Annotated in this window: 19 protein-coding genes and 1 other RNA gene; 17 read left to right on the forward strand and 3 right to left on the reverse strand. The window is 56.6% G+C overall.

Translation table 11 applies throughout. The features are described from left to right. The first annotated feature begins 7 nt into the window (after positions 1-7). Positions 8-1513: an exodeoxyribonuclease VII large subunit gene (gene xseA, locus HNEAP_RS02130; protein ID WP_012823321.1), complete on the forward strand. Its 1506-nt coding sequence runs from the start codon at positions 8-10 to the stop codon at positions 1511-1513. Positions 1514-1574: 61 nt separating this feature from the next. On the opposite strand, the gene HNEAP_RS02135 is transcribed toward xseA, so the two are convergent. Both HNEAP_RS02135 and fliK read right to left on the reverse strand, forming a co-directional pair. Continuing rightward, entirely contained in the window at positions 1575-1952 is a 378-nt protein-coding gene (locus tag HNEAP_RS02135; RefSeq protein WP_012823322.1) for an EscU/YscU/HrcU family type III secretion system export apparatus switch protein, read from the reverse strand. Positions 1953-1979: 27 nt separating this feature from the next. Further along, entirely contained in the window at positions 1980-3320 is a 1341-nt protein-coding gene (gene fliK / locus HNEAP_RS02140) for a flagellar hook-length control protein FliK (RefSeq protein ID WP_012823323.1), read from the reverse strand. Between the two features lie 207 nt (positions 3321-3527). Here fliK and HNEAP_RS13040 point away from each other — a divergent pair, with 207 nt between their 5' ends. The 9 genes from HNEAP_RS13040 (at position 3528) to HNEAP_RS02185 (ending at position 13101) form a co-directional block, all read left to right on the forward strand. Beyond that, complete coding sequence (locus tag HNEAP_RS13040) at positions 3528-4997, forward strand: sigma-54 interaction domain-containing protein (protein WP_012823324.1); 1470 nt, start codon at positions 3528-3530, stop codon at positions 4995-4997. 98 nt (positions 4998-5095) lie between these two features. Next, on the forward strand, positions 5096-5437 hold the full coding sequence (gene fliE, locus HNEAP_RS02150) for a flagellar hook-basal body complex protein FliE (RefSeq protein WP_012823325.1): 342 nt from the start codon (positions 5096-5098) through the stop codon (positions 5435-5437). 28 nt (positions 5438-5465) lie between these two features. Continuing rightward, positions 5466-7238 carry a flagellar basal-body MS-ring/collar protein FliF gene (gene fliF, locus HNEAP_RS02155; protein WP_012823326.1) on the forward strand — a complete coding sequence of 591 codons (1773 nt, stop codon included), beginning with the start codon at positions 5466-5468 and terminating at the stop codon, positions 7236-7238. 1 nt (position 7239) lies between these two features. After that, positions 7240-8280: a flagellar motor switch protein FliG gene (gene fliG / locus HNEAP_RS02160; protein WP_012823327.1), complete on the forward strand. Its 1041-nt coding sequence runs from the start codon at positions 7240-7242 to the stop codon at positions 8278-8280. After that, on the forward strand, positions 8264-9046 hold the full coding sequence (locus tag HNEAP_RS02165; RefSeq protein ID WP_012823328.1) for a FliH/SctL family protein: 783 nt from the start codon (positions 8264-8266) through the stop codon (positions 9044-9046). The genes fliG and HNEAP_RS02165 overlap by 17 nt, the downstream gene beginning before the upstream one ends. Then, on the forward strand, positions 9043-10440 hold the full coding sequence (gene fliI, locus HNEAP_RS02170) for a flagellar protein export ATPase FliI (RefSeq protein ID WP_012823329.1): 1398 nt from the start codon (positions 9043-9045) through the stop codon (positions 10438-10440). Before HNEAP_RS02165 ends, fliI begins: the two co-directional genes overlap by 4 nt. A 20-nt stretch (positions 10441-10460) precedes the next feature. Further along, complete coding sequence (locus tag HNEAP_RS02175) at positions 10461-10913, forward strand: flagellar export protein FliJ (RefSeq protein ID WP_166636015.1); 453 nt, start codon at positions 10461-10463, stop codon at positions 10911-10913. Between the two features lie 17 nt (positions 10914-10930). Continuing rightward, on the forward strand, positions 10931-12445 hold the full coding sequence (locus tag HNEAP_RS02180) for a flagellar hook-length control protein FliK (protein WP_012823331.1): 1515 nt from the start codon (positions 10931-10933) through the stop codon (positions 12443-12445). Between the two features lie 332 nt (positions 12446-12777). Beyond that, the gene (locus tag HNEAP_RS02185; protein ID WP_012823332.1) at positions 12778-13101 is read left to right on the forward strand and encodes an H-NS histone family protein; all 324 of its coding nucleotides are present in this window, start codon (positions 12778-12780) and stop codon (positions 13099-13101) included. A 268-nt stretch (positions 13102-13369) separates the two neighbouring features. Here the strand turns inward: HNEAP_RS02185 and HNEAP_RS02190 are convergent, their stop codons facing one another. Next, positions 13370-14572: a hypothetical protein gene (locus HNEAP_RS02190; RefSeq protein ID WP_012823333.1), complete on the reverse strand. Its 1203-nt coding sequence runs from the start codon at positions 14570-14572 to the stop codon at positions 13370-13372. A gap of 182 nt (positions 14573-14754) precedes the next feature. On the opposite strand from HNEAP_RS02190, the gene rnpB reads away from it, so the two are divergent. The 7 genes from rnpB to HNEAP_RS02220 all read left to right on the forward strand — a co-directional run bounded on the left by rnpB (position 14755) and on the right by HNEAP_RS02220 (position 21979). Then, positions 14755-15108, forward strand: an RNA gene (gene rnpB / locus HNEAP_RS12415) — RNase P RNA component class A. Positions 15109-15489: 381 nt separating this feature from the next. Then, a complete protein-coding gene (gene mraZ / locus HNEAP_RS02195) occupies positions 15490-15939 on the forward strand; it encodes a division/cell wall cluster transcriptional repressor MraZ (protein ID WP_012823334.1) in 450 nt (149 codons plus the stop codon). After that, positions 15936-16889, forward strand: coding sequence for a 16S rRNA (cytosine(1402)-N(4))-methyltransferase RsmH (rsmH, locus tag HNEAP_RS02200; RefSeq protein ID WP_012823335.1), 954 nt, complete (start codon positions 15936-15938; stop codon positions 16887-16889). The genes mraZ and rsmH overlap by 4 nt, the downstream gene beginning before the upstream one ends. After that, positions 16886-17146, forward strand: a complete 261-nt coding sequence (gene ftsL, locus HNEAP_RS02205) for a cell division protein FtsL (protein ID WP_012823336.1) — start codon at positions 16886-16888, stop codon at positions 17144-17146. Before rsmH ends, ftsL begins: the two co-directional genes overlap by 4 nt. After that, a complete protein-coding gene (locus HNEAP_RS02210; protein ID WP_012823337.1) occupies positions 17143-19002 on the forward strand; it encodes a peptidoglycan D,D-transpeptidase FtsI family protein in 1860 nt (619 codons plus the stop codon). Before ftsL ends, HNEAP_RS02210 begins: the two co-directional genes overlap by 4 nt. After that, complete coding sequence (locus HNEAP_RS02215) at positions 18999-20558, forward strand: UDP-N-acetylmuramoyl-L-alanyl-D-glutamate--2,6-diaminopimelate ligase (protein WP_012823338.1); 1560 nt, start codon at positions 18999-19001, stop codon at positions 20556-20558. Before HNEAP_RS02210 ends, HNEAP_RS02215 begins: the two co-directional genes overlap by 4 nt. Continuing rightward, positions 20555-21979, forward strand: coding sequence for a UDP-N-acetylmuramoyl-tripeptide--D-alanyl-D-alanine ligase (locus tag HNEAP_RS02220; RefSeq protein WP_012823339.1), 1425 nt, complete (start codon positions 20555-20557; stop codon positions 21977-21979). The genes HNEAP_RS02215 and HNEAP_RS02220 overlap by 4 nt, the downstream gene beginning before the upstream one ends.

Consider the following 21979-nt stretch of genomic DNA (forward strand, 5'->3'; position numbering starts at 1 on the left):
GCCGCATATGAGCACGATTCTTTCCGTTACTTCCCTCAACGCCATGGCCAAACAGATTCTGGAAGCCAATTTAAGCGGCGTGATGGTTCAGGGTGAGGTGCGCTCGTTGACTCGGGCCGCATCGGGGCATATGTATTTTTCGCTGAAAGATCAACAGGCCGAAGTACGTTGCGCGCTGTTTCGCGGGCAGGCGATGCGTGTAAAGACCGCGTTCGCCAATGGCGATGCCGTGGTCGTGCGGGGTTCGGTATCGCTGTACGCCCCGCGCGGTGATTACCAACTTATCGTCACCGGCGTTGAGTTGGCAGGTGATGGCCAATTGGCCGTTTTGTTTGAAGCCTTGAAGAAAAAACTGTTTGCCGAAGGTTTGTTCGACGCGGCACGCAAACGAGCAATTCCCACATTATCCCGCCGAATATTGGTGATTTCTTCCGCCGCAGGCGCTGCGCTGCAAGACGTGCTTTCCACCTTGACCCGCCGGCTGCCTTTGGTCGAAATCAATTTGGTTCCCGTGGCGGTGCAGGGCGAGGCGGCAGCGGCCGAACTCACCGCAGCCGTGCGGGGTATCACGAGCGATTCCGAGTTTGATGTCGTGCTGCTTGTGCGCGGCGGCGGTTCGATGAGTGATTTATGGGCATTCAACGATGAGGGCCTGGCCCGTGCGATTGCAGCCTGCCCGGTTCCTGTTATCAGTGGTGTCGGCCATGAAATCGATTTCACGATCAGCGATTTTGTGGCGGATGCTCGGGCCGCCACACCGACGGCGGCGGCTGAACTGGCCACACCGATTACCCTTGGCGAATTGCAGGCCGCGCTGGTCTTACAGCAAGAACAGCTTTCCCGGTTGATCGAAGATCGATTGAACGCGGCGGGGCAACGCCTGGACAGCAGCCTCAACCGGCTTCGCCAGCAGCGCCAGCGCTGGTTACCGCAAGGCCACCACCAGATGATGCTCAGCCTGCGGTTGCAGCGGGCGATTCGTGCGCGCTGGCAGGATAACCTCGGCCAGATACGCGCGTTGACGCATCGATTGCAGCAGCGCAGCCCAGTGCATTGGGTTCGCCAGAACCACAGCCGACTCGAACAGATGCGCTGGCGCTTACAGCAGGCCATCGATCAGCGGTTGGCCGCCCAGCGGCAGAATAACTTGCGGCTTGCGGCAGGCTTGCGGCCCTTGATCGTGCTGCGACAAATCGAGCTGCGCCAGCAAAACAGCCAACGAATCACCGCCCACCTGCACGCGGCCGCTCGGCAGCGGCTCGTGCGCCAGCAGCAACGGCTCGAACAGGCGTTTGGCGTGCTGAGCGCCTTGAGCCCTCAGCGGGTGCTGGAGCGGGGATACAGTCTGGTCGAAGCGGAATCGGGCTTGCTTTGGCACGCGGCCGCGTTGCAATCCGCCTTGGCCGAATCCGACCGGCCATTGCCGTTGCGGCTGCATTTTGGTGATGGGGTCGTGCCCATCGAAGCCCGTTCTGCTCAGTCCGGTTCGATAGAAACCGGGGCGACGGAATAATTCGCTGCCCGCTCAGACGCAGGACAGGCGCGGCGGCAGAATGCTAAAGCAAACTATTGCTTTATTCCGGTGGCTCATCTTTCTTTTCACCGTTATTCGAACGATAGTTTTGAGCCTCATCTCGCGTTTGCTGCGCCCGCTTGAGCACTTCCTCGTGTTTGCCGCTGACGTACAGGGCATAACTCAGCACTTCCGCAACGGCACGAAACAGGTTGTTCGGAATATGATCCCCAATATCCAGACTGGCGAGCATGTCCGCCAGCGCTGGGTCTTCGACCAACGGCACATCCGCCGCTTTTGCACGGGCCACGATCTGCTCGGCCACGAGGTGCTGCCCCGTTGCGACCACCTGAGGTAACTCCGTCCCCTCGTATTTGAGTGCAACCGCTCGGCTGATCGGATGTTTCTCTGATTTGGGTTTGGGAATGTTGCGACTCATGCTGATTTCACTTGGCCTGACCTCGTATCACACTTGGCACCTGAACGTGGCGTGCTCATCAAGGAACGGTGCGGGGCTCAGTCGTTCCTGAACGGCCTTGGGCGGCGGGCCCGGGTAGATGCGCAATTCTTTGGGCGTTAATGAGGCGGCGCGCAGGTGTTCTGCCAATTGGTCGAGCGAGGCGTCCAGCTGCATTCGTGCCTCGGGTTTATCCGCATACAAACGAACGGTCAGATTGGTGGATTGCAGCGACAGGCTGCCATGCAGTGGCCCCAGTGCGGGGAGATCGATCGCAAAATCGAGTTGCCACGTGGATTCAGTTGGAGGGTTGGTGTTCTGCGCCTGTTCTTGAATGGCGATCTGAACCCGACGGGGTTGCTCGGCCAGCATCATGGGCACGTCGACGACCCAGGTAGGTTGCCCTTGAATCTGTAAGAGAGCGGTGCGCAACTGGCTGACATCCAGCCGCCCGATCCATTGTTCAATGCTCAATTGAAGTGAAGCGGTCTGGCCCGGATTTTGGGCCACGGTTTGAGCCGCCGTTTGTGCCGCCGTTTGTGCCGCCGTTTGGGTCGCGGTATGGGTTTGGGCCTGCGATGCAGATGCCGCTGAACGCGCACCTCGGGCAGTCGCCATCTGGTTATTCCCCATGGATTCCAGGCTTGCCTGCATTTTGAGTTGTTGGGCAGCCAATTTGAGTTGGGATTTAATGTCCGAAGTCGCTTGATCAAGAGACGAGTTACTGGGTGCCGGTGGCAGGCTATTGGCGGCGATCAGTTGAGTGAGATTTTGGGCGAGCGTTTGTTTGGCGACTGGCTGACCTGTCCGCAGCGCGCTCAGCACCTCGTCGAGGTTCAGTAATGCGGTGCGCACATTCAAGGGAAGATCGAGTTTGATCGGCGGGCTGGCAACAGCGGCGGTCATGTTGCCGGCTTGGGTCGTCGGCGTGGCGTTTGCGGTCGTTGTGGTTTGGGTTTGTGATCCTTGCGCCGGACCGATCTCCGATTTGAGCGGAGCACTCGCCGTGGCGGCGTTGGTGTTTGCGCTCAGTCGCGTCATCAGTAGCGTCAGCAGGGTTTGGACTGCTGATTGCACTGTCGTTTTGGTCGTCATGGTTTCCTGAGCGGACGACAAGAGTCCCATCACGACCGGCGGGCCAGCATCTTTGACTTTCAGTTGGATCGCGCTGCCGGTAGTCAGCGGCAGCTGGGTAGTGACGGCCACCTGACCACCGGCCAGCGAGAGTAACGCTTTGCCCGTGCCTTGGTTGGCCTGCAACACGATGGCCGCCAGAGTTTGGCCCGTTCTCAGCGGCAGTCCCCGCAGCTCAGTGGTGGTGCTGGCGGTCAACGTAGAATCGATTTTCATGGTGGCGTTAGGGTCATAGCCTTCCGGGTGTTGACTGCAAACAAGGGTTGTTCAGTGTTTGAATTAACACCCAGAACCCAACGCTCGGTCAAGTCGCATCTATGGGCAGAGGTTGTCGACAATATTTTGACACCACTGACGGCTGAGGGTAGGGTGCGCATTCAGGCAGCTTGCTTGATTATCGTGTTGTTTCGGAGTCCCCTTTAGATGTCTGATCAGTTACCACGGATATGGATTGATGCGCCGGCCGAGATTGGCGCCGATTTAACCCAATGGCTTACCTTGCTGGGGGTGCAGGCTGAATCAGTTTCTCATTCGATTCATGCCGTTACGGACGATGTAATCGGCGGTATTTGTTTTGCCGATGCCTGCGAGACCCATCTCGACCGACCTCAAACACTGCCCTGGATTGCCTTGGACGCTGATCCGGCGCGATGGCTCGGCGCGGTTCAAACACCTTTTGCGACACTGACCTGGCCTTGTACGCTGTCGGGATTGCAGGGCATTGTTCAACGTTTGATCAGTCGTTGGCGTGGTGAACAACTGGTCGCAGCCGGACGTGGCCTGGTGGGGCAAACGCCGGTCATGCGCCAGCTGCGGGCCGAAATCGAACAGGTGGCGCCCAGCGATGCCACCGTGTTGATTCTGGGTGAATCCGGAACGGGTAAAGAAGTCGTGGCGCGAATGATTCACCGTTTGTCGAATCGGGCGGACAAACCCTTCGTGCCCGTTAATTGCGGCGCTATTCCGGCGGAATTGCTCGAATCCGAGTTGTTCGGTCACGAAAAGGGCGCCTTTACCGGCGCGATCAGCGCGCGCGCGGGGCGCTTCGAACTGGCCGAGGGCGGCACGCTTTTTTTAGATGAAATTGGCGATATGCCGCTGCCCATGCAGGTCAAGATTCTGCGCGTATTGCAGGAGCGCACGTTCGAGCGCGTGGGGGGGCGACACACCTTTACAGCCGACGTGCGCATCGTGGCGGCCACGCACCGGGATCTGGAAGTGCACATTCAGGAAGGCAGTTTTCGGCAGGATTTGTATTACCGCTTGAATGTTTTCCCGCTTGAAACCCAGCCTTTGCGGGTGCTGTGCGAGGATATACCGGAAATTGTCCGGGCATTGACGCAACGATTCGCGTTGGCGGGTCGCCCCGTGGCACAGTTGACCGATGGCGCATTGACGGCGCTCTCGGCGCTTCCTTGGCCGGGCAATGTGCGCGAGCTGGGCAATGTGATCGAGCGCCTGGGGATTCTGTACCCCGATCAGGTCGTAGATATCGCACAGTTGCCAGAAAAGATCCGCATGCAGTTGCCCGCCGACTGGCAAATGCCTGAAATGCCTGCCCCGACCGTTACGAAGCCGCCTGAACCGTTGTCGCATCATGGTGCGACACCCGAAGATGTTGATCCCCGTGACATGTTTGCCGCTGGGCGGGCGAGCGTGGATCAGTCTGCGGACATTCGTTTGCCGGTCGATGAACAGGAACTGGCGCAATGCCAATGTGTTTTGCCGGAAATGGACTTCGATCTCAAAAATCAGCTTGAAGCCATCGAGCGCGCCTGGATCGAACAGGCGCTGATCAATAATGACGGTGTGGTAGCGCAGGCCGCGCGCCAACTGGGTATCCGCCGAACTACTCTGGTCGAAAAACTGCGCAAGTATCAGATGTCCGCTTAAATTGGCATAAACCCTGCATTGATCTTCTCAACGGAATACCGCTCTGATTCAAGTCGGATTCAGAGCGGCTGTTCCGATCGGGATAAGGAGAATGCGGGATGAGTAGCGGAATGTCGGTCGATCAAATTTTGTCTCAAATGCGCGTCATGCGTCAGGAAGCCACCCAGCGGTTGGCCCAGCCTGCCAGCGTGCCACCCACGGTTTCGCCTGCCGGAGGAGATTCGTTTTCATCGCTCTTGACGAAGGCAATCGGACAGGTCAATGATCTACAACAGAATTCTTCCCAGTTGAAGACCCGTTTTGAGCTGGGCGACCCGAATGTGGATCTCACGCAGGTCATGCTGGCTTCTCAGAAGGCTTCGCTGGGCTTTAATGCCACCTTGCAGGTGCGCAACCGCTTGGTACAGGCGTACCAAGACATCATGAACATGCCGGTTTAAGGCCAATTTAAAAGGTTAGGGTTTCACCATGGCACAGAATTCGATGGCTCCCCTGTCTGCCGCTCACCAGCCGGCAACAGGAACACCGGCATGGATACGGCAAATCGATGGATTTACGCAATCGTCGAGTTTCCGACAGTTGCTTATTCTGGTGGCGTTGGCGGCGACGCTTTCATTCATGGTCGGGTTCTTCCTGTGGGGGCAGAAGCCATCGCTGGTACCGCTGTATACCAACCTCGGACCGAAAGAATCGGCCGCCGTCGTCGAAGCGTTGCGTGCGGCCAAAAAGAATTATCAACTCAGTGCGGATGGCGCCATTCTGGTTGATCCGGCTCAATTGCCAGCGGTGAGAATGCTGTTGGCCGGAGAGGGTTTGCCTTCCGGTAACGGGGTCGGGCTTGAGATGCTTGATAAAGATCAATCCTTGGGCACCAGCCAGTTTGTTGAGCAGGCACGTTACCAGCACGCCATTGAAATCGAACTGGCTCGATCAATCGAGACCATTCAGGGTGTTTCGGCAGCTCGTGTGCATCTGGCAACGCCCAAGCAATCCGTTTTTGTTCGAGAACAGCAAAAGCCCACGGCTTCGGTCGTGGTGGAGTTGTCGCCCGGGCAATCGCTGACTGCCGATCAGGTGCGCGCGATCGTGCATCTGGTCGCATCGAGCGTGGCCGGGATGAAACCGGAGAACGTGAGCGTCATTGATCAGCGCGGCGAACTGTTAAGTCAAAATTCTGACGATGCCAGCGGCATGGGATTGACCGATAAACAATTCGCCTATCGTCAGCGCGTCGAGCGAGCCTACGCACGCCAGATCGAAGCCTTGCTGACACCGATTGTGGGGGCAAATCAGGTGCGCGCCCAGGTTTCTGCCGATATCGATTTCTCACGTCAGGAAGGCACAAGCGAAACCTATGGCCCGAAAACAGGGGTCGTACTTTCCGAGCAGACCAACGACACCACGCGCGCGCTGGGTGATCAGGGTATCAATGGTGGTGTGCCGGGTGCCCTGTCCAATCAGCCACCGGGCGGCGGTACGGTAACCCCGCAAACGTCGGGCGGCTTGCAGCCACCGGCCAATCTTGATGTTCAGCAATACCAGCAGATCATTCAGACACCGATCAGCACCCAAAAGAACGAAACACGCAACTACAATGTGGATAAGGATATTCGCCATACCCAATACGCCAGCGGTGCGGTGGATAAACTCAACGTGGCGGTGTTGCTGGATGAAAAAACCGTAACGGACAAAGACGGGAAGACGAAAACCGAGCCGATGAGTGATGCCGAATTGGCTCGAATCAAGGATCTGGTGTCACAAGCCGTGGGCCTGGATGAACAGCGTGGCGATAAATTGACGCTCGCAAGCATCCCGTTCGTTGAGCAGAAGATTGAAAAAGTCTCCGTTCCGCTGTGGCAGCAGGAATGGTTCATGCCCTTGCTGAAAAACCTGGGGCTGGGCGTGGCGATGCTGCTGATCTTCCTTATGGTGGTTCGCCCCCTGCTGAAAATGCTGGCGGACAAGTCCCGCCCAGAGGCATTGCCTCACCAGCCAGGTGCAGCGCTGCCTAATGGCACGGAAGACAATGGCATGAATGAGGAGGGGGTTTCCTTCACCCGACAGGCGAGTGAGGGCGGACAAATCCCCGGGCCGGATGACGAGGACAACCTCGAAGGGGTGCCACAACTCGTCGGTGCCGCCAGCTATGCTGATAAGCTGCGACAATTGAAACAAAGTATCAATCATGATCCCAAGGCAGTCGCTGCGGTGATCAAACAATGGACGCATTCGGAGAACTAAGATGGCCGAAGCCCTTACTAATGCCGACCAAAACCCCAGCGATCTGATCGCTGGATTGAAGGGCCCAGAACGTGCAGCCATCCTGATGATGGCATTGGGTGAGGAATCTGCAGCTCAGTTATTTACCAAACTCGATCCGCGTGAGGTGCAGAAAATTGGCCAGGCCATGGCCGTTCTGCCTAATGTCACCCGCTCGCAGATTCAGGCGGTGCTCGATCAGTTCGTGTTGGATTTGGGTGACCAGACCGGTCTGGCGCTTGGTACCACAGATTACATTCGCAATGTGCTGAACCGGGCCTTGGGCGAGGACAAGGCTGCCGGTTTGCTGGAGCGCATCAGCTCGGGCGGCAACCGCAGGAACCTTGAATTTCTCAAATGGCTCGATCCGCGCTCGATTGCCGAAATCATCCGATACGAACACCCGCAGATTATCGCGATTGTGCTCTCGCATCTTGAAAGCGATCAGGGTGCGGAAATCCTACAGATGCTGCCAGAGAACATGCGGGCCGATATCGTCTTGCGGATCGCCCATCTCGATGGCGTATCGCCTCAGGCGTTGATGGAGTTGGACGATATCATGGAGCGTCAGGTTTCTGGCGCAGGTGGCGGCAAGTCTTCCAAAGTCGGTGGCGTCAAGATTGCGGCAGGCATCATGAACTTCCTTGAAGGTAACGTTGAGGAAGTGGTGATGAATGCGGTCAAGTCCACCGACGCCGAATTGGGCACTCAGATCGAGGATCTGATGTTCGTATTTGCGAACCTGATCGATGTGGATGATCGCGGCATCCAGACCATCCTGCGCGAAGTACCTTCCGATCGCTTGCTCATGGCGATGAAGGGCGCGGATAACGATCTCAAGGAGAAATTCTTCAAGAATATGTCGAAGCGGGCATCCGAGATGATGCGCGACGATCTGGAGTCGCTGGGCCCAACACGCTTGTCCGATGTTGAAGCGGCACAGAAAGAAATTCTGCAGGCGGCGCGTAAACTGGCGGATGAAGGCAAGATCAGCTTAGGAGGCGGCGGTGAAGAGTTCGTCTGATCCCGTGCAGTCTGCCACAGTTGATGAAGTGCCCTTGGTGCGCCCGTTGACCGCTGGGGCAGACGCATCGGCTATTTCGGCCTGGGCCTTGCCGGATTTCGATGTACCAGAGGCGCCATCGGAAGTCCTGAGCGAGCCGCTCGATCCTCATGCAGAGGAACTGGCTCGAGCGCGCCAAGTGGCCGAACAGGCCGGTTTCGCAGCGGGGCATGCTCAAGGTGAAAAGGCTGGCTTTGCAGCGGGTCATGCCGAAGGTCTGGCCGCTGCTTTAGCCGAGCAAACGCACATTCAACAGCGATTCCAAGGGTGGTTGCAGTCGCTGACACAACCCCTGGCCGATCTGGATGCAGAAGTCAGTCTGCAAATGGCCCGTCTGGCCGCCCAGATGGCCCGCGCCATTATTTATCGCGAATTGACCATCGAGCCCGAGCATCTGGACGTGGTCGCTCGCACAGCGATCGAAGCGTTGCCGGTGGCCGTGCGCGCCGTCACGCTGGTCTGCCATCCCGACGATGCCGACGCCTTGCAGGCCGCCGTCGATCAGGACACGATTCAAAGTCAACATGCCCAAACCGTTACCGTGCGCCGCGATGCGACGGTGACGCCGGGCGGTTTGATGGTCGAATCGAACACCGTGGGCGTGGAGTCGCTCGTGGACGCCAGTCTGGAAGCCCGCTGGGCCGCACTTTGCCTGCGCGTACTCGATGAGCAAGTGGCAGGCCCAGCCGATCCTATCGAGACTGAAATGAACGAGGCTGCCGAATGACGGCGGGCCGCAATCCCGCTGTGTTCGATCCACCTTCTATGCGCGTCGGCGGAGTTGGGTTGGACTGGGCCCGTCACCTCATGGGCTTGCAGGCACGCGTTCAACGCCCGCCGCTGCAAGCCGAAGGGCGAATCGTGCGGGTTGTGGGCTTGGCGCTCGAAGCCAGCGGGCTTACAGCGGCCATTGGCGACCAATGCCGTATTTTTCTGGATGATGATCCGGCCGGTCGTTTTGTGGATGCCGAAGTGGTCGGTTTTGCCGAGCGCAACACCTACCTCATGCCACTGGAAGCGCTGAGGGGTATCGCGCCGGGTTGTCGGGTGCAGAATCAGGGTGCATCCATTCGGATGCCGCTGGGGCCGGAGTTGCTGGGGCGTGTTCTGGATGCGCGTGGACAACCTCTGGACGATGGCCCGGCCATTTTTGGCGACATCCCTGTTGATTTGCAGGGTCGAAGCAACAATCCGCTCAAACGTCGCCCGATCCGTGAACCACTGGATGTGGGTGTGCGGGCGATCAATGCCCTGCTCACCGTGGGGCGTGGGCAGCGAATGGGTATTTTTGCCGGTAGTGGCGTGGGTAAAAGCGTCCTGCTTGGCATGATGACACGCTACACCACGGCGGAGATTATCGTGGTCGGCCTGATCGGCGAGCGGGGGCGCGAGGTGCGTGAATTTGTCGCCGAGATTCTCGATGACGAAGCGCGATCAAGGGCGATTGTGATCGCCGCCCCGGCCGATGCTTCGCCGCTCATGCGTTTGCACGGTGCGAGTCTGGCGACGGCCATCGCCGAATACTTTCGCGAGCAGGGCCATGATGTGTTGCTGTTGATGGATTCTTTGACGCGTTACGCGCAGGCTCAGCGGGAAATCGGTTTGGCGATTGGCGAGCCACCGGCCACCAAGGGGTATCCGCCGTCGGTATTCGCCCGTTTGCCTGCCCTGGTTGAACGTGCGGGTAATGGGGAATCGGCCCGCGGTAGCATGACGGCGTTTTATACCGTGCTGGTGGAAGGGGATGATCAAAACGACCCCATCGCCGATGCCGCGCGCGCCATCCTTGATGGGCACATCGTGCTCTCTCGTGCCATTGCCGAACGGGGCCGTTATCCGGCCATTGATATCGAAGCCTCCATCTCCCGACTGATGCCCGCGCTGGTATCACCCGAGCATCTGGATTTGATGCAGCGCTTCAAGCAATTGATGAGCACGTACAACCAAAGCCGGGACTTATTAGCCGTTGGCGCGTATCGTCGGGGGCATGATGTACGGCTTGATCGGGCCATTGATGCGCAGCCTGATCTGGAGGCGTTCATTAGTCAGTCCATCCATGAATCGGCAGACCTTGATTCGAGCTTTGCGGCGCTTGAATCATTGATGCATAGCGCCGCCTGATAGAGCCGGGGGTGACCATCGTGAACCAGCAGCGAATCGAACGGGTCAAAGGGGTTGAAAAAATTACCGAGCGCGGGGCGAATATTGCCAAGGAATCGCAGATCCAATGTCAGCGGCGATTGGATGAACAGCGGGCGCGTTTGCAGCAATTAACAGAATACTTGCAGGAATACGCGGCCGGTATCGGATTCGCTTCCGGTGGTCAGGCAAAAGCGTTTGCCTTGCAAAATTATCGCGCGTTTATGGGACGGATCGAGGAAACGATTGCTCATCAAAAAGAGGTTGTTGCCCAGGTGGAAGCCGAGTTGCTTGCCTGTAAGCAGGCTGCAGCCGAGGCCAATAGTCAGCATCGTTCTGTTGAAAAACTTCGTGGCCGGTTTGAAAACGAACGCAACCGGATGCAGAACAAGCAAGAACAGGCCGTGAATGATGCGCACGCCGCGCAGCATCGGCATAACCCATTGGATGTTTGAACGTTGGGAGTAAGCATATGGCGCAGTTAAACAGCCCAGCCCTGAGCGCGTTGAATGCCGCAATCGGAGGACGATCCGATCCCGCATCAGGCAACGCGGCGAATGCGCCCGGTGAGCAAAAGGGGTTCGCCGAAATGATGGCCGGTGCCATCCAGAATCAAAGCAAGAACGCGCAAGGTCAGGGCGTTGCCGGGCGTTCGCAGGTTGCTGCCGACTCCAAGGCGGCGATCATAAATCAAGCAGTTGGATCGGGCGCAGGGCAGTCGGATGTTCAAACTGTCGATCAATCATCTGCACAACAGATGCGCCTGACGCTACAGCAACAAATCACTTCGTTGCAGGAAAAAATCCAAGCGTTGAGCACTCAGAATCCGCCGTTGTCCGATAAGGCGCAGGCCGCGCTTGGTAAACTGATGCAGCAACTGGCTTCATTGAAATCGCAACTCGAAAAAGGGGTCGGTTCAACTGCTCTGGATGCGAGCGGCTTGTCCAAGTGGATGGCGCAACTCGATAAGGTGCAAGCCCTACTGCAACAAGGCGATGTCAATGCAGCGAGTTGGACGGGACAACTTCAGGCCATGGTTCAGCATCTGGCTCAAACGATTCAGCAAACACATGTGGCTGTGGGGCGAGCAGGCCAAAGTGTCGAAGACATGCGCTCATCACATTCGGTCGGTGGGCGTGACGGGCAGCAAGCCGGAGCGATAAAAGAGCCATCTGCCGCAAATGCCCAAGCGATGGATTCCTCGAAAAAGGATAATCACACTGTCAATAATCAGGGGCAGTTCCAGAATAATCCAATCGTTTCTGGCGCAGGCAATACAGCGGCTGTCATTTCAGGTCAGATGCAAAGCCTATCCGGGGCAATTGACTCGGCCCTTGCGGCGCAAACGGTAAATGCCGCTTCTACGCTGAGTTCCCTTTCTAAGGGAGCGCCAAAAGCCGATTTAGTCATGCAGTTGGTTGATCCACCCGGAGATAATGCGCCGGGTGCATTTAATCTGTCCGCTTCGGGTTTTGGTGCTGCAGCCAACACAAATCCCATTGTCGCTCTGCCTGGGGCGTTGGCCTTAAATCAACCACGATTGGCCGCTGATTTAGGGCAAAACATTCAGTTTATGGTAGGTAAAAATATTTCCCGAGCCACATTGGATGTTAATCCTGCTCATTTGGGGCCTATGAAGATCACGATTGATCAACAAAATAATCAAACGAACATTCAAATCATGGCCAGCCACCATTTGGCAAAAGATATGCTGGATCAAAACATGCCCAGATTACGCGAGTGGCTTCAGGAGGCTGGTCTGGGCAACGCTCAAATTACAGTGACAAGTTCCGGGCAGGATGGATCGGGCAATCAAGGCATGAATCAGGGGGGCGAGCAAAACTTCGGAGCCTCTAATGGCAGGCATGGCGCATCGACGAACGATTCGTTGGCCCATGCGGCGCAGCCAGACGTAATGCATTCGGGCGTGTCTGGAAATCAGGCTCAGACAGTAAATGGACGCTTGCGATTGGATACTTTCGCTTAAGCTAGGTTCGAAAAACGTGTCATTCCCGCGTAGGCGGGAATCCAGCGCCTTGATTTTTCTGGGCTCCCGCTTTCGCGGGAACGACGAATTACGGGTATTTCGAAGTGCCCTTAAGGAATATTCAAACTGATTTCTGCTTTGTACTGTTAGCCCTCGTTTTTGAGTTGAGTTACCTTCGTGTGCCTATTGGTGGATAGGGTATGCAATTAAAGAATTGGCATTAAGTTGAACTTTCCGGTTTTTGCAAAACCCATTTACTGATTTGACGTGGGGATTTTAATTGATAGAATTCTCCGGTAATTCTAAATTAGATAACTCAAAAAGGTGTTCAAATGAGTACGATTGATCTCAATAGCTTATCCGCTGAAGACTTGAGGCAGTTAATGGCCAATGCGGAGCGCACCCTGCGTGATCGTCATCAGCAGCGTGTACACAGCCTTCGTAAAGAAGCAGAAGAACTGGCAGCAAGTCTGAATATGTCTGTTGCTGAATTATTTGGTTTGGAAAAATCGTCAAAACTGGCAAACAAGAAATTGCCGGCAAAATATATTAACCCGGCGAACCCGGCCCAAACCTGGACCGGTCGCGGTAAGCGTCCACATTGGTTGGCCGATGCATTGGCGCGCGGCGAATCGCTGGAAAAATTTGCAGTCTAAGTAGGACGGGCGTTGCCGCCTGTATTTCTACCCAAATTCCTGCCTGTCTTGTCAAAAAGGCATATCGCTCAGGAAGTACGAAGCCGGTTATTCATGACCGGCTTTTTTCTATAAAAGCGCAGAATAATTATAGGGAACCTCGAAATACCCGTGATTCGTCGTTCCCGCGAAAGCGAGAACCCAGAAAAATCAATGTGCTGGATTCCCGCCTACGCGGGAATGACGGGTTTTTCGAGCTTCCCTCCATTCTGTACTTTGTTATGAACCATTACTTGCGTATGGCATGTTGCAGCCAGGCAGGGGGTGTCGCCAATTCGTTGATCAGTTGTTCGCTGGCGCGCTCGATGACGCCATGTTCCAGTAGTAACTTTTGATCTTCTGCCCATTGCTTGACCGCCGCTTCAGGAACACCTTGGTGACGTGCGACGCTGATCAGTTGGATCATGGCATCTCGATACCAGTGCGCTCGCTTGATGCTCCGGTCGTCGGGGATTTCGGCCAAAGCCATGGCTGAAGCGGCGATGAGTGGGGCTCTTTCGGTCTGGCGATCCTTGTCCCGAAGAAGGAGTTTGGCAGCAAGAGGAGCCGCTGCATCAATCGGCGCACGAAACAGAAGACACAAGATGTAAGCGATGAGCACATCGTCCTGCTCTTTTGCTGTTTCAGCGCGTTTGACCCAGAGACGAATCAAGGCATCCGGTTCGTTGGCATCAAGGAAGAACAGGGCACCACGATTGCGATCCGCCTCACTCAATTCGTTCGATAACTCCGAGAACGCCAGCGTCCAAAGCGCGCTCTGTCCTGTCGAATAGGTATCGCTAAGGTGTGGTTTTAGCGCTTCCCACGCCTCGTCGCTGCCGCCTTGCTCAATGAGTTGCCGTACCAGCAGAGTGAGGGCTTCGACCAGAAGTTCTTCATCATGGTATTGAGCGGCCAGTGCGATGGCTGCTCTGGCTGGCCGCATGGCCTTGAACAGGGCTTTTGCATTCTGCAACAGTCTGGCCAGATCCAGCCAGGCCTGAATCCGTTGTTCGGCTGGGGTGTTCGACTCGATGAGTTCTGAATTGCCCAGTGCCTGTTCCAATGTGCCAATGGCTTGATTCAGATCGCCCTTTGCCGATTGCGCCAAAGCCAGCGTGTGCCGCAAACAGAAATCATCGTGTTTTGCCAGCGTGTCCTCGGCCAACGCGATCGCAGAATCGATGTCCCCAGCTTCAAGTTGGCTGATGCAGATAGCATCAGCAATCTCGGCTATCCGTTCGGATTGTTCCGCCGGCAGCCAATGCAGTAACCACATCAGCTCCGTCGTATCCGCGCGCTCCTGGTGCCAGCGCTCTGAATAAAACCATTCGGTGACGCTCTGTATCGACTTTGAGTCAAGCTGCTCACGTGCGGGTTTTGTCGTGTTCATCAGCGAGAAGCTGGCTTTAAGTGAATCGGGAAGTTCGGCAGGCGGGGTGATGGGGGTCATGTTTCTGTTTTGATTTTCAATGAATGCCGCAGTTTATCAGACGTGCTTTCTCTGGCAGCCCATGGTGAAAAAACAAGATGCAAAAAATCCCCGATCTATCTGCGATGCCGCTAGCAGCCTATCGGACTTTAGGATGTGTAGCCGATTTCCCTAAAGCTAGACGGGCTGCTAGTATGCGCGCCGGAGTTGGTCAGACTGTCGCGGCGTAGCAATACGCGGAGGAAAGTCCGGGCTCCATAGGGCAGAGTGCCAGGTAACGCCTGGGCGGTGTGAGCCGACGGAAAGTGCAACAGAAAACAAACCGCCGAACGGCATCGCAAGATGTGCGTGGTAAGGGCGAAACGGTGCGGTAAGAGCGCACCGCATCCGTGGTAACACGTGATGGCAAGGCAAACCCCACTCGGAGCAAGGCCAAATAGGGAAACGATGGCGCGGCCCGCGCTGTTTCCGGGTAGGCTGCTTGAGGGCATCGGTGACGATGACCCCAGATGAATGACAGTCCTCGACAGAACCCGGCTTATCGACCAACTCCCCTATCTCTGCTGCGATCTCAGCATCTTTTTTCTGCGCAATCTGGGTTGCCGTTACTGAGCTTCACAAGTGCGTAGAACCTTTCATTTTCAAATTTATCAATTGCTTATATTGATAAACCAGGCTTTTTAGCCCGCTCTCTTGTCGACAAACAAAACATTCGTGATTTTTTATTGGTGAAAAAATCACCAGTAATCTTCGCGCGCTTTGTCAGCAATGATTTGCAACATGCTGTTTTAATCGGAAAAAGTTGCATATATCTTCTTGGTGAAAGTCGATGTAACTCTATGTGATGTAAAGAAAAAACACCGAAACCCTCTTGTTTGTGTGCAGGCGTGTCGATATAGTGCACCTGCGTGGGAAAAAGTGGGGAGTGGTGGGAAAAAGTGTTTAAAGGGATCACCAACCTGAATCTCGATGGAAAAGGACGTTTGGCCATGCCAACGCGCCATCGGGCGGCTTTTGCCGCAGAGGAAGGCCAAATGGTGATGACCATTGACGCCCAAGAGCGCTGCCTGCTGATTTACCCTTTGGCGACTTGGCTGATCATCGAGCCGCAAATTGACGCGCTCCCTTCCTTCAACGCCCAGGCAAATCGCGTCAAGCGGATGCTGATTGGTCACGCTACTGAACTCACACTCGATTCTGCTGGCCGCATTCTCGTGCCGACGGAATTACGAAATCACGCCGAGCTCGATAAAGAAGTCGTTCTGGTCGGGCAGGGCAAGAAACTTGAGCTCTGGTCGCAACCGAACTGGGCGGCGCAAACCGAAGTTTTTTTCAGTGAATCCAATGACAAGAATCTGCCAGCCGCATTGGAGGCGATTTCCCTATGAACGCCTTAGCGGTGAGCACGCAGGAAAAGAGCGAAGCCTTGACCCATGAAACCGTCTTGCTCAACGAGGCGGTTGAGGCTCTGGCCGTGCGTGCGGATGGCGTTTATTTAGACGCGACCTTCGGGCGCGGTGGTCACAGTGCCGCTATTTTGGCAAAGCTCAACAATCACGGACGTTTATTCGCGACCGATCGGGATCTGCGCGCACTGGCCGCGGGCGAGGCGCTGGCTTCAAAAGATGCGCGTTTTCAGATTCATCATGCGGCTTTCTCAACTGCGGCCCAATGGTTGGCATCAATGGGGTTGCAGGGCAAGGTGGATGGCGTCTTATTCGACCTTGGGGTTTCTTCGCCCCAAATCGACGAAGCCGAACGTGGATTCAGTTTTCAGCAAAACGGCCCGCTTGATATGCGGATGAACCAGCACGCCGGCGAAACGGCTGCCGAATGGCTCGCCGAAGCTGAGGAAGAGGAAATCGCCAACGTTTTGTACCGTCTGGGTGATGAGAAGTTCTCACGGCGTATCGCCCGTCGTATTGTCGAAACGCGCGCAGCCCAACCGCTCGCGACGACGTTCGATCTTGTGCGTTGCATTGTTGAAGCAACACCCCGTCGAGACCCACGCAAGCATCCGGCAACCCGAAGCTTTCAGGCCATTCGGTTGCACATCAATCGTGAATTGGACGAGATTTCTGCCGCGTTATCCCAAGTGGTGGATTTGCTTTCGATCGGCGGCCGTCTGGTCGTGATCAGTTTTCATTCGCTGGAAGACCGGATCGTCAAAAACTTCATTCGTGACGAAAGCACAACGGATAAGGATTTCTTCGGTCAGCCTGTGGGTACGGCACGTTTGTCCCGCGTGGGTGGCTCTATCCGCGCTTCGGCGGAAGAAATTGTCCGGAATCCACGTTCGCGAAGCGCCATCATGCGCGTGGCGGAGCGTGTGGCATGAAATTCCTTTTCGGCATTCTGGCACTGGCAGTGTTCGCGTCTGCATTGGCGGTGGTGGATACCGCCCAGCAGGATCGTGATGTGACACGCGCACTCAGCACCCATCGTCAGGCCATCGAGAAATTGAACGTGACCTACGCCGAACTCCAGCTGGAACAGGGCGCATTGGCGGCGCAAGGGCGTGTGGATCAAATTGCGCAGACCCGGCTGAACATGCATGTGCCTTCAGCCGACCAGATCACGATGGTGTTCCGATGAGCAGGATTATTCCTGCAGCGAACCAGCGCCGTCCGGCCCCGATGGAGAAGGGCGCCTTGGGGCGGTTCTTTGCTTGGGTGGGCGGCTGCTGGCGAACCGTGATGGTGCTCGGATTGTTCGGTGTGCTCGCCTTGATTCTGGTCGGGCGAGCCGTGCAGTTGCAGGTAAGTGAGCAAGGCTTTTATGTGCAACAGGGCGGGGATCGCCAGCAACGGGCGCAGGTGATTCCGGCCCATCGCGGCATGATCACCGACCGTAACGGTGACCCGCTCGCAATCAGTGTACCGATGGATGCCGTCTGGGTTAATCCGACCGAATTGACCCGTTTTTATGCCGCACGCACTCAGGGATCGGCCAGAAAATACGTCGATCAGGACCCGATTAAAACCCTGGCGAGCCTGCTTAAAATCCCCGACGCTAATTTGCGTTCTTTGGTGGCTAATAACCGCAGCAAACAGTTTATTTATGTGCAGCGTCAGGTCCGGCCCAGTGTTGCGGCCGTCATTCGCGCGGCCAGACTCCCCGGTGTTGGCCTGCAGCGAGAATATCAACGCTTCTATCCCACGGGCGATGTAACGGCTTCTCTGGTTGGGTTCACAAATATTGATGATCACGGGCAAGCCGGACTGGAAGCCAGTTACAACAACTATCTGGCCGGGGTCGCGGGGCGGAGGCTGATACTTAAAGATGCCTACGGTCACGAGGTGGATGACCTCGGTGTACAAAAAGAAGCACAGCCGGGCCATGACCTGGTTTTGTCGATTGATAAGCGCTTGCAGTATCTGACCTACAGCGAGTTGGCCCGAGGTGTCGCGGCCCACCACGCCGAATACGGTTCGGCCGTTCTGATGAATGTGACGACGGGCGAAGTGCTGGCGATGGCAACGGTGCCCTCGTTCAACCCCAACAACCGCGCCACGATGAAGCCCGCCCTGACGCGAAACCGGGCGCTGGTCGATCAGTTCGAGCCCGGCTCGTCCATGAAGCCGTTCACGATTACGGCCGCGCTTGAAAGTGGCCGCTGGCAGCCGGATAGCACCGTGAATACCGCACCGGGCTGGGTGCGCATCGGCGGTTACACCATTCGGGATCATCGTAACTACGGTGTGCTCGATCTGCGCGGCATTCTGGAAAAATCCAGTAATGTCGGTGCAAGTCATATCGGTGAAGATCTGGGTGCCGAGGTGTTGTGGAAGAACATGCGTGCCTTCGGTTTCGGCCAAGATACCGGCGTGGGTTTCCCCGGCGAAGTGGCCGGGCGACTGGAAAATTGGCGGCAGTGGAGCGTGAGCGGTACCGCCGCGCATTCTTACGGCTACGGTCTGAGTGTGACGACCTTGCAGCTTGCCGCAGCCTACGCCGCATTGGCGAATCATGGCCGGTACATCCACCCCAGCCTGCTCAAGCGCGATGCGCCACCAAGCTACGTTCAGGTGGCGCCTGCCAAGGATTGCGATGAGGTCGTATCCATGTTGCAGGCAGTCGTCAGCCCGGAAGGCACCGCGCCAAAGGCACAGATTGCTGGCTTTCAGATTGCCGGAAAAACCGGGACATCACGCATGATCGGCCCAGACGGTACGTATTCAAAAGACAATTACAACACGGTATTTGCAGGTATTGCGCCAGCCAGCGACCCGCGTTTGGTGCTGGTCGTTGTGGTGACCGATCCGCAACAGGGCAGTTATTACGCGGGCGACGTGGCGGCTCCGATCTTCCACGGCATCATGTCGGGTGCTTTGCGAATGCTGAATATCCGGCCCGACAACCTCCCGAACGAACCGGCAGAAGTGACGGCGGCTTCAGTGCCGCCGCCTTCTACAGCCGTTGCCGGTAAAAAACAGGCGGGTGGCGCATGAGCATGCTTGCCTTCAGCCCCCGTCCGATCGGCGAAATCCTGTCAGCATTGAATCTGCTGGTAGCAGATAACGTCGGTTCGGTAGTCGCTCGCGTCATTACGGATGACTCGCGCGAAGTTGTTCCTGGTGCCGTGTTCTTTGCGCGTTCGGGGATTCAACCGAACATAAAACCATTCATTAGCCAGGCGTTGGCTGCGGGCGCGGTGCTGGTCGTGACAGAGGCGGACTATGCCGACCCGCGGGTGATTCGGGTTGAGGCTGTCCATTCGCTCGTCCTTCAAATGGTCGGGCATGTATGTGCCGTAAATTTCGATGACTTAACGATAATCGGTATTACCGGAACCAACGGAAAGACCAGTGTGGCTCAGTTCATCGCCGGGGCATTGAGCCGCAGCGGGGCGCCACATACCGCATCAATCGGCATGATCGGCACGTTGGGTGCCGGCATGTGGTCGTCGGGACTTGAAAACCTGCAGCCAACGGCGAACACCACGCCCGGTTTGCTGGAAACCTTGCGTTATGCGGTCGACTTCATCCGTCAGGGTGCGCGTTATGTGGTGATGGAAGTGTCATCCCATGCACTGGAGCAAAACCGCTTGCAGGGCTTGCCGATCCGCTTGGCGGTGTTTACGAATCTGTCGCGCGATCATCTCGATTATCACGGCACGATGGCCGAGTATTTTGCGGCTAAAACCAAGCTGTTTGCTTGGCCCGGGTTGCGTGCAGGCATCATCAATTTCGATGAAGCGCAAGCCGATGTGTTGTTTGAGGCGTTGGGTGCTACCGCCGATTGCTGGGCATATGGCCTCGGTGATCCAGACTGGCGCGTGGCCGATTGCCAGCACGTTCGGGTCACTTCGATCACGGCGTTACCTAACGGGATCGACATACAAGTACGTACGCCACTGGGTGAGGCCCGATTGCAACCATCGCTGGTCGGTTTGTTCAATGGAGCCAATATCATGGCTGCGCTGGCAGCGGTGCTCGCCTTGGGTATGCCGCTGGAAACGGCGATCAAGGCGCTCGATCAGAGCACGCCGCCACCGGGCCGCATGCAGATGATCACCCTGCCGAGTGGTGCGCGCGCGTTGGTTGATTATGCACATACGCCAGATGCGCTCGATCAGGTGTTGCGTGCGCTGCGTGATCATCGAGACGCAGCAGGCAAAATCATTTGTGTATTCGGTTGCGGTGGCGATCGCGATCGCGGCAAGCGTCCATTGATGGCCGCGACAGCAGAACGGTTGGCCGATCAGATCGTCATGACCGCAGACAATCCCCGGAGTGAAGCACCCCAAGCGATCATTGCCGATATGCGCGGGGGTCTGGCATCGCCGGATACCGCGAGCGTCGAGTTGGATCGTCGGGCGGCCATCGAGTCGGCATTGATGCAGGCCAAAGCAGGCGATTGGGTTCTGATTGCGGGCAAAGGTCACGAAACCACACAAGAAATACAGGGACAGCGCCTGCCTTTCGATGATGCCGCGGTCGTGCGCGATTGGATTGCACAACAAACGGATGTCAGGGCGAAACGCTCTGTGGGCGGTGCCGCATGATGCGCGCGTCCCTTCAGCAAGTTGCAACTTGGCTGAATCAATTATCTGTGCAGCAGCCCGATATCACCATTCAAGGCGTGAGCACGGATACCCGTACATTGGTGCCGGGGAATCTGTTTGTTGCGCTCAAAGGTGAGCGATTCGACGGGCATGATCATTTGGCTGATGCCCGCTTGGCAGGTGCTGCGGCGGCCATCGTCTCTCATTTGAATCCAGATATCGATCTGCCCCAGATTGAAGTCGAAGATACATTGACCGCGCTGCAAACCCTTGGGCAATGCTGGCGCGGCCAGGTTGATCCCTTTGTGATTGCCATTACCGGCAGCGCGGGCAAAACCACGGTCAAGCAGCTGCTGGCGTCCATTTGTGCGCAAGCGGGGCCCACTCTGGCGACGCTTGGAAATTTGAATAACGACATCGGCGTGCCCTTGACGCTGCTTTCGTTGAGTGACATCGATCAATTCGCCGTGATCGAAATGGGTGCGAACCACCTCGGTGAAATTGCCCGATTAACCGCTCTGGCCAGACCGGATGTGGGCTTGATCACCATGGCCGGCACCGCGCATGTGGGTGAATTCGGATCGGTCGATGCGATTGTTCAGGGCAAAGGCGAGCTCTTCGTTGGTTTGGTGCCCGAGGCGCAAGCGGTAATTAATCTCGATTCGTATGGTGCCGATCGCTGGTGGGCGATGGGTTCGGCGCAGCGAAACGGTTTTACGCTGAACAACGACCCGCGCGCACGCTGGACAGGTGAATATAACGCCACTACCGAGCGCCTGACGATTTTCGAGAACGGGCAGTTGCTGATCGAGTCGCAACCCCTTCCGTTGCCGGGCGCGCACAACGCGACCAATCTGCTGGCCGCCGTCGCGGTGGCTCGAACAGCAGGGTTCAGCAAAGAAATTATCCTGGCGGGTTTGAACAGCTTTACGCCACCGGCAGGCCGCATGAGCCTCGTGGCTTGCTCCGAACAGTTGACTGTCATCAACGACACCTACAACGCCAACCCCGAATCCATGTGTGCCGCTTTGGATTATCTCGTCGGCAGGCCGGGCCTGCATCTGGCCGTATTGGGCGATATGGGTGAGTTGGGTGATCTCAGCGCCGCGCTGCATGAAGAAGTAATTGCTTATGCGCGTGGCTTGGCGATCGATGGTTTGTTCACGCTTGGTGCGGCCATGGATGTTGCCATGAAGCCGAACGCAGTGTCCTCGAACGTTTCAATTGAATATTCCGCCAAAGATCACGCTGATCTGGCTTTGGCGTTGGTGCGTGCCTTGGACCAACTGGCGTCACGATCAGCTAGTGGCACGCCGATCACCATTTTATTGAAAGGATCTCGCTTTATGCGCATGGAACGAATTCTGAACCAGCTCCTGCCAACGGATGGTCCGAGTCCGGCAGAGTCGGAGGCGCATTGA

Source organism: Halothiobacillus neapolitanus c2, assembly GCF_000024765.1.
Taxonomy (GTDB): Bacteria; Pseudomonadota; Gammaproteobacteria; order Halothiobacillales; family Halothiobacillaceae; genus Halothiobacillus; species Halothiobacillus neapolitanus.

Excerpts from the sequence above, each read along its gene's own strand:
- HNEAP_RS02210 (WP_012823337.1), top strand. The coding sequence starts at position 17,143 with ATGAGCAGGATTATTCCTGCAGCGAACCAGCGCCGTCCGGCCCCGATG.
- HNEAP_RS02135 (WP_012823322.1), bottom strand. The coding sequence starts at position 1,952 with ATGAGTCGCAACATTCCCAAACCCAAATCAGAGAAACATCCGATCAGC.
- HNEAP_RS02215 (WP_012823338.1), top strand. The coding sequence starts at position 18,999 with ATGAGCATGCTTGCCTTCAGCCCCCGTCCGATCGGCGAAATCCTGTCA.
- rsmH (WP_012823335.1), top strand. The coding sequence starts at position 15,936 with ATGAACGCCTTAGCGGTGAGCACGCAGGAAAAGAGCGAAGCCTTGACC.
- fliI (WP_012823329.1), top strand. The coding sequence starts at position 9,043 with ATGACGGCGGGCCGCAATCCCGCTGTGTTCGATCCACCTTCTATGCGC.
- fliE (WP_012823325.1), top strand. The coding sequence starts at position 5,096 with ATGAGTAGCGGAATGTCGGTCGATCAAATTTTGTCTCAAATGCGCGTC.
- ftsL (WP_012823336.1), top strand. The coding sequence starts at position 16,886 with ATGAAATTCCTTTTCGGCATTCTGGCACTGGCAGTGTTCGCGTCTGCA.
- fliF (WP_012823326.1), top strand. The coding sequence starts at position 5,466 with ATGGCACAGAATTCGATGGCTCCCCTGTCTGCCGCTCACCAGCCGGCA.
- HNEAP_RS02190 (WP_012823333.1), bottom strand. The coding sequence starts at position 14,572 with ATGACCCCCATCACCCCGCCTGCCGAACTTCCCGATTCACTTAAAGCC.
- fliG (WP_012823327.1), top strand. The coding sequence starts at position 7,240 with ATGGCCGAAGCCCTTACTAATGCCGACCAAAACCCCAGCGATCTGATC.
- HNEAP_RS13040 (WP_012823324.1), top strand. The coding sequence starts at position 3,528 with ATGTCTGATCAGTTACCACGGATATGGATTGATGCGCCGGCCGAGATT.
- HNEAP_RS02220 (WP_012823339.1), top strand. The coding sequence starts at position 20,555 with ATGATGCGCGCGTCCCTTCAGCAAGTTGCAACTTGGCTGAATCAATTA.
- HNEAP_RS02180 (WP_012823331.1), top strand. The coding sequence starts at position 10,931 with ATGGCGCAGTTAAACAGCCCAGCCCTGAGCGCGTTGAATGCCGCAATC.
- xseA (WP_012823321.1), top strand. The coding sequence starts at position 8 with ATGAGCACGATTCTTTCCGTTACTTCCCTCAACGCCATGGCCAAACAG.
- fliK (WP_012823323.1), bottom strand. The coding sequence starts at position 3,320 with ATGAAAATCGATTCTACGTTGACCGCCAGCACCACCACTGAGCTGCGG.
- HNEAP_RS02185 (WP_012823332.1), top strand. The coding sequence starts at position 12,778 with ATGAGTACGATTGATCTCAATAGCTTATCCGCTGAAGACTTGAGGCAG.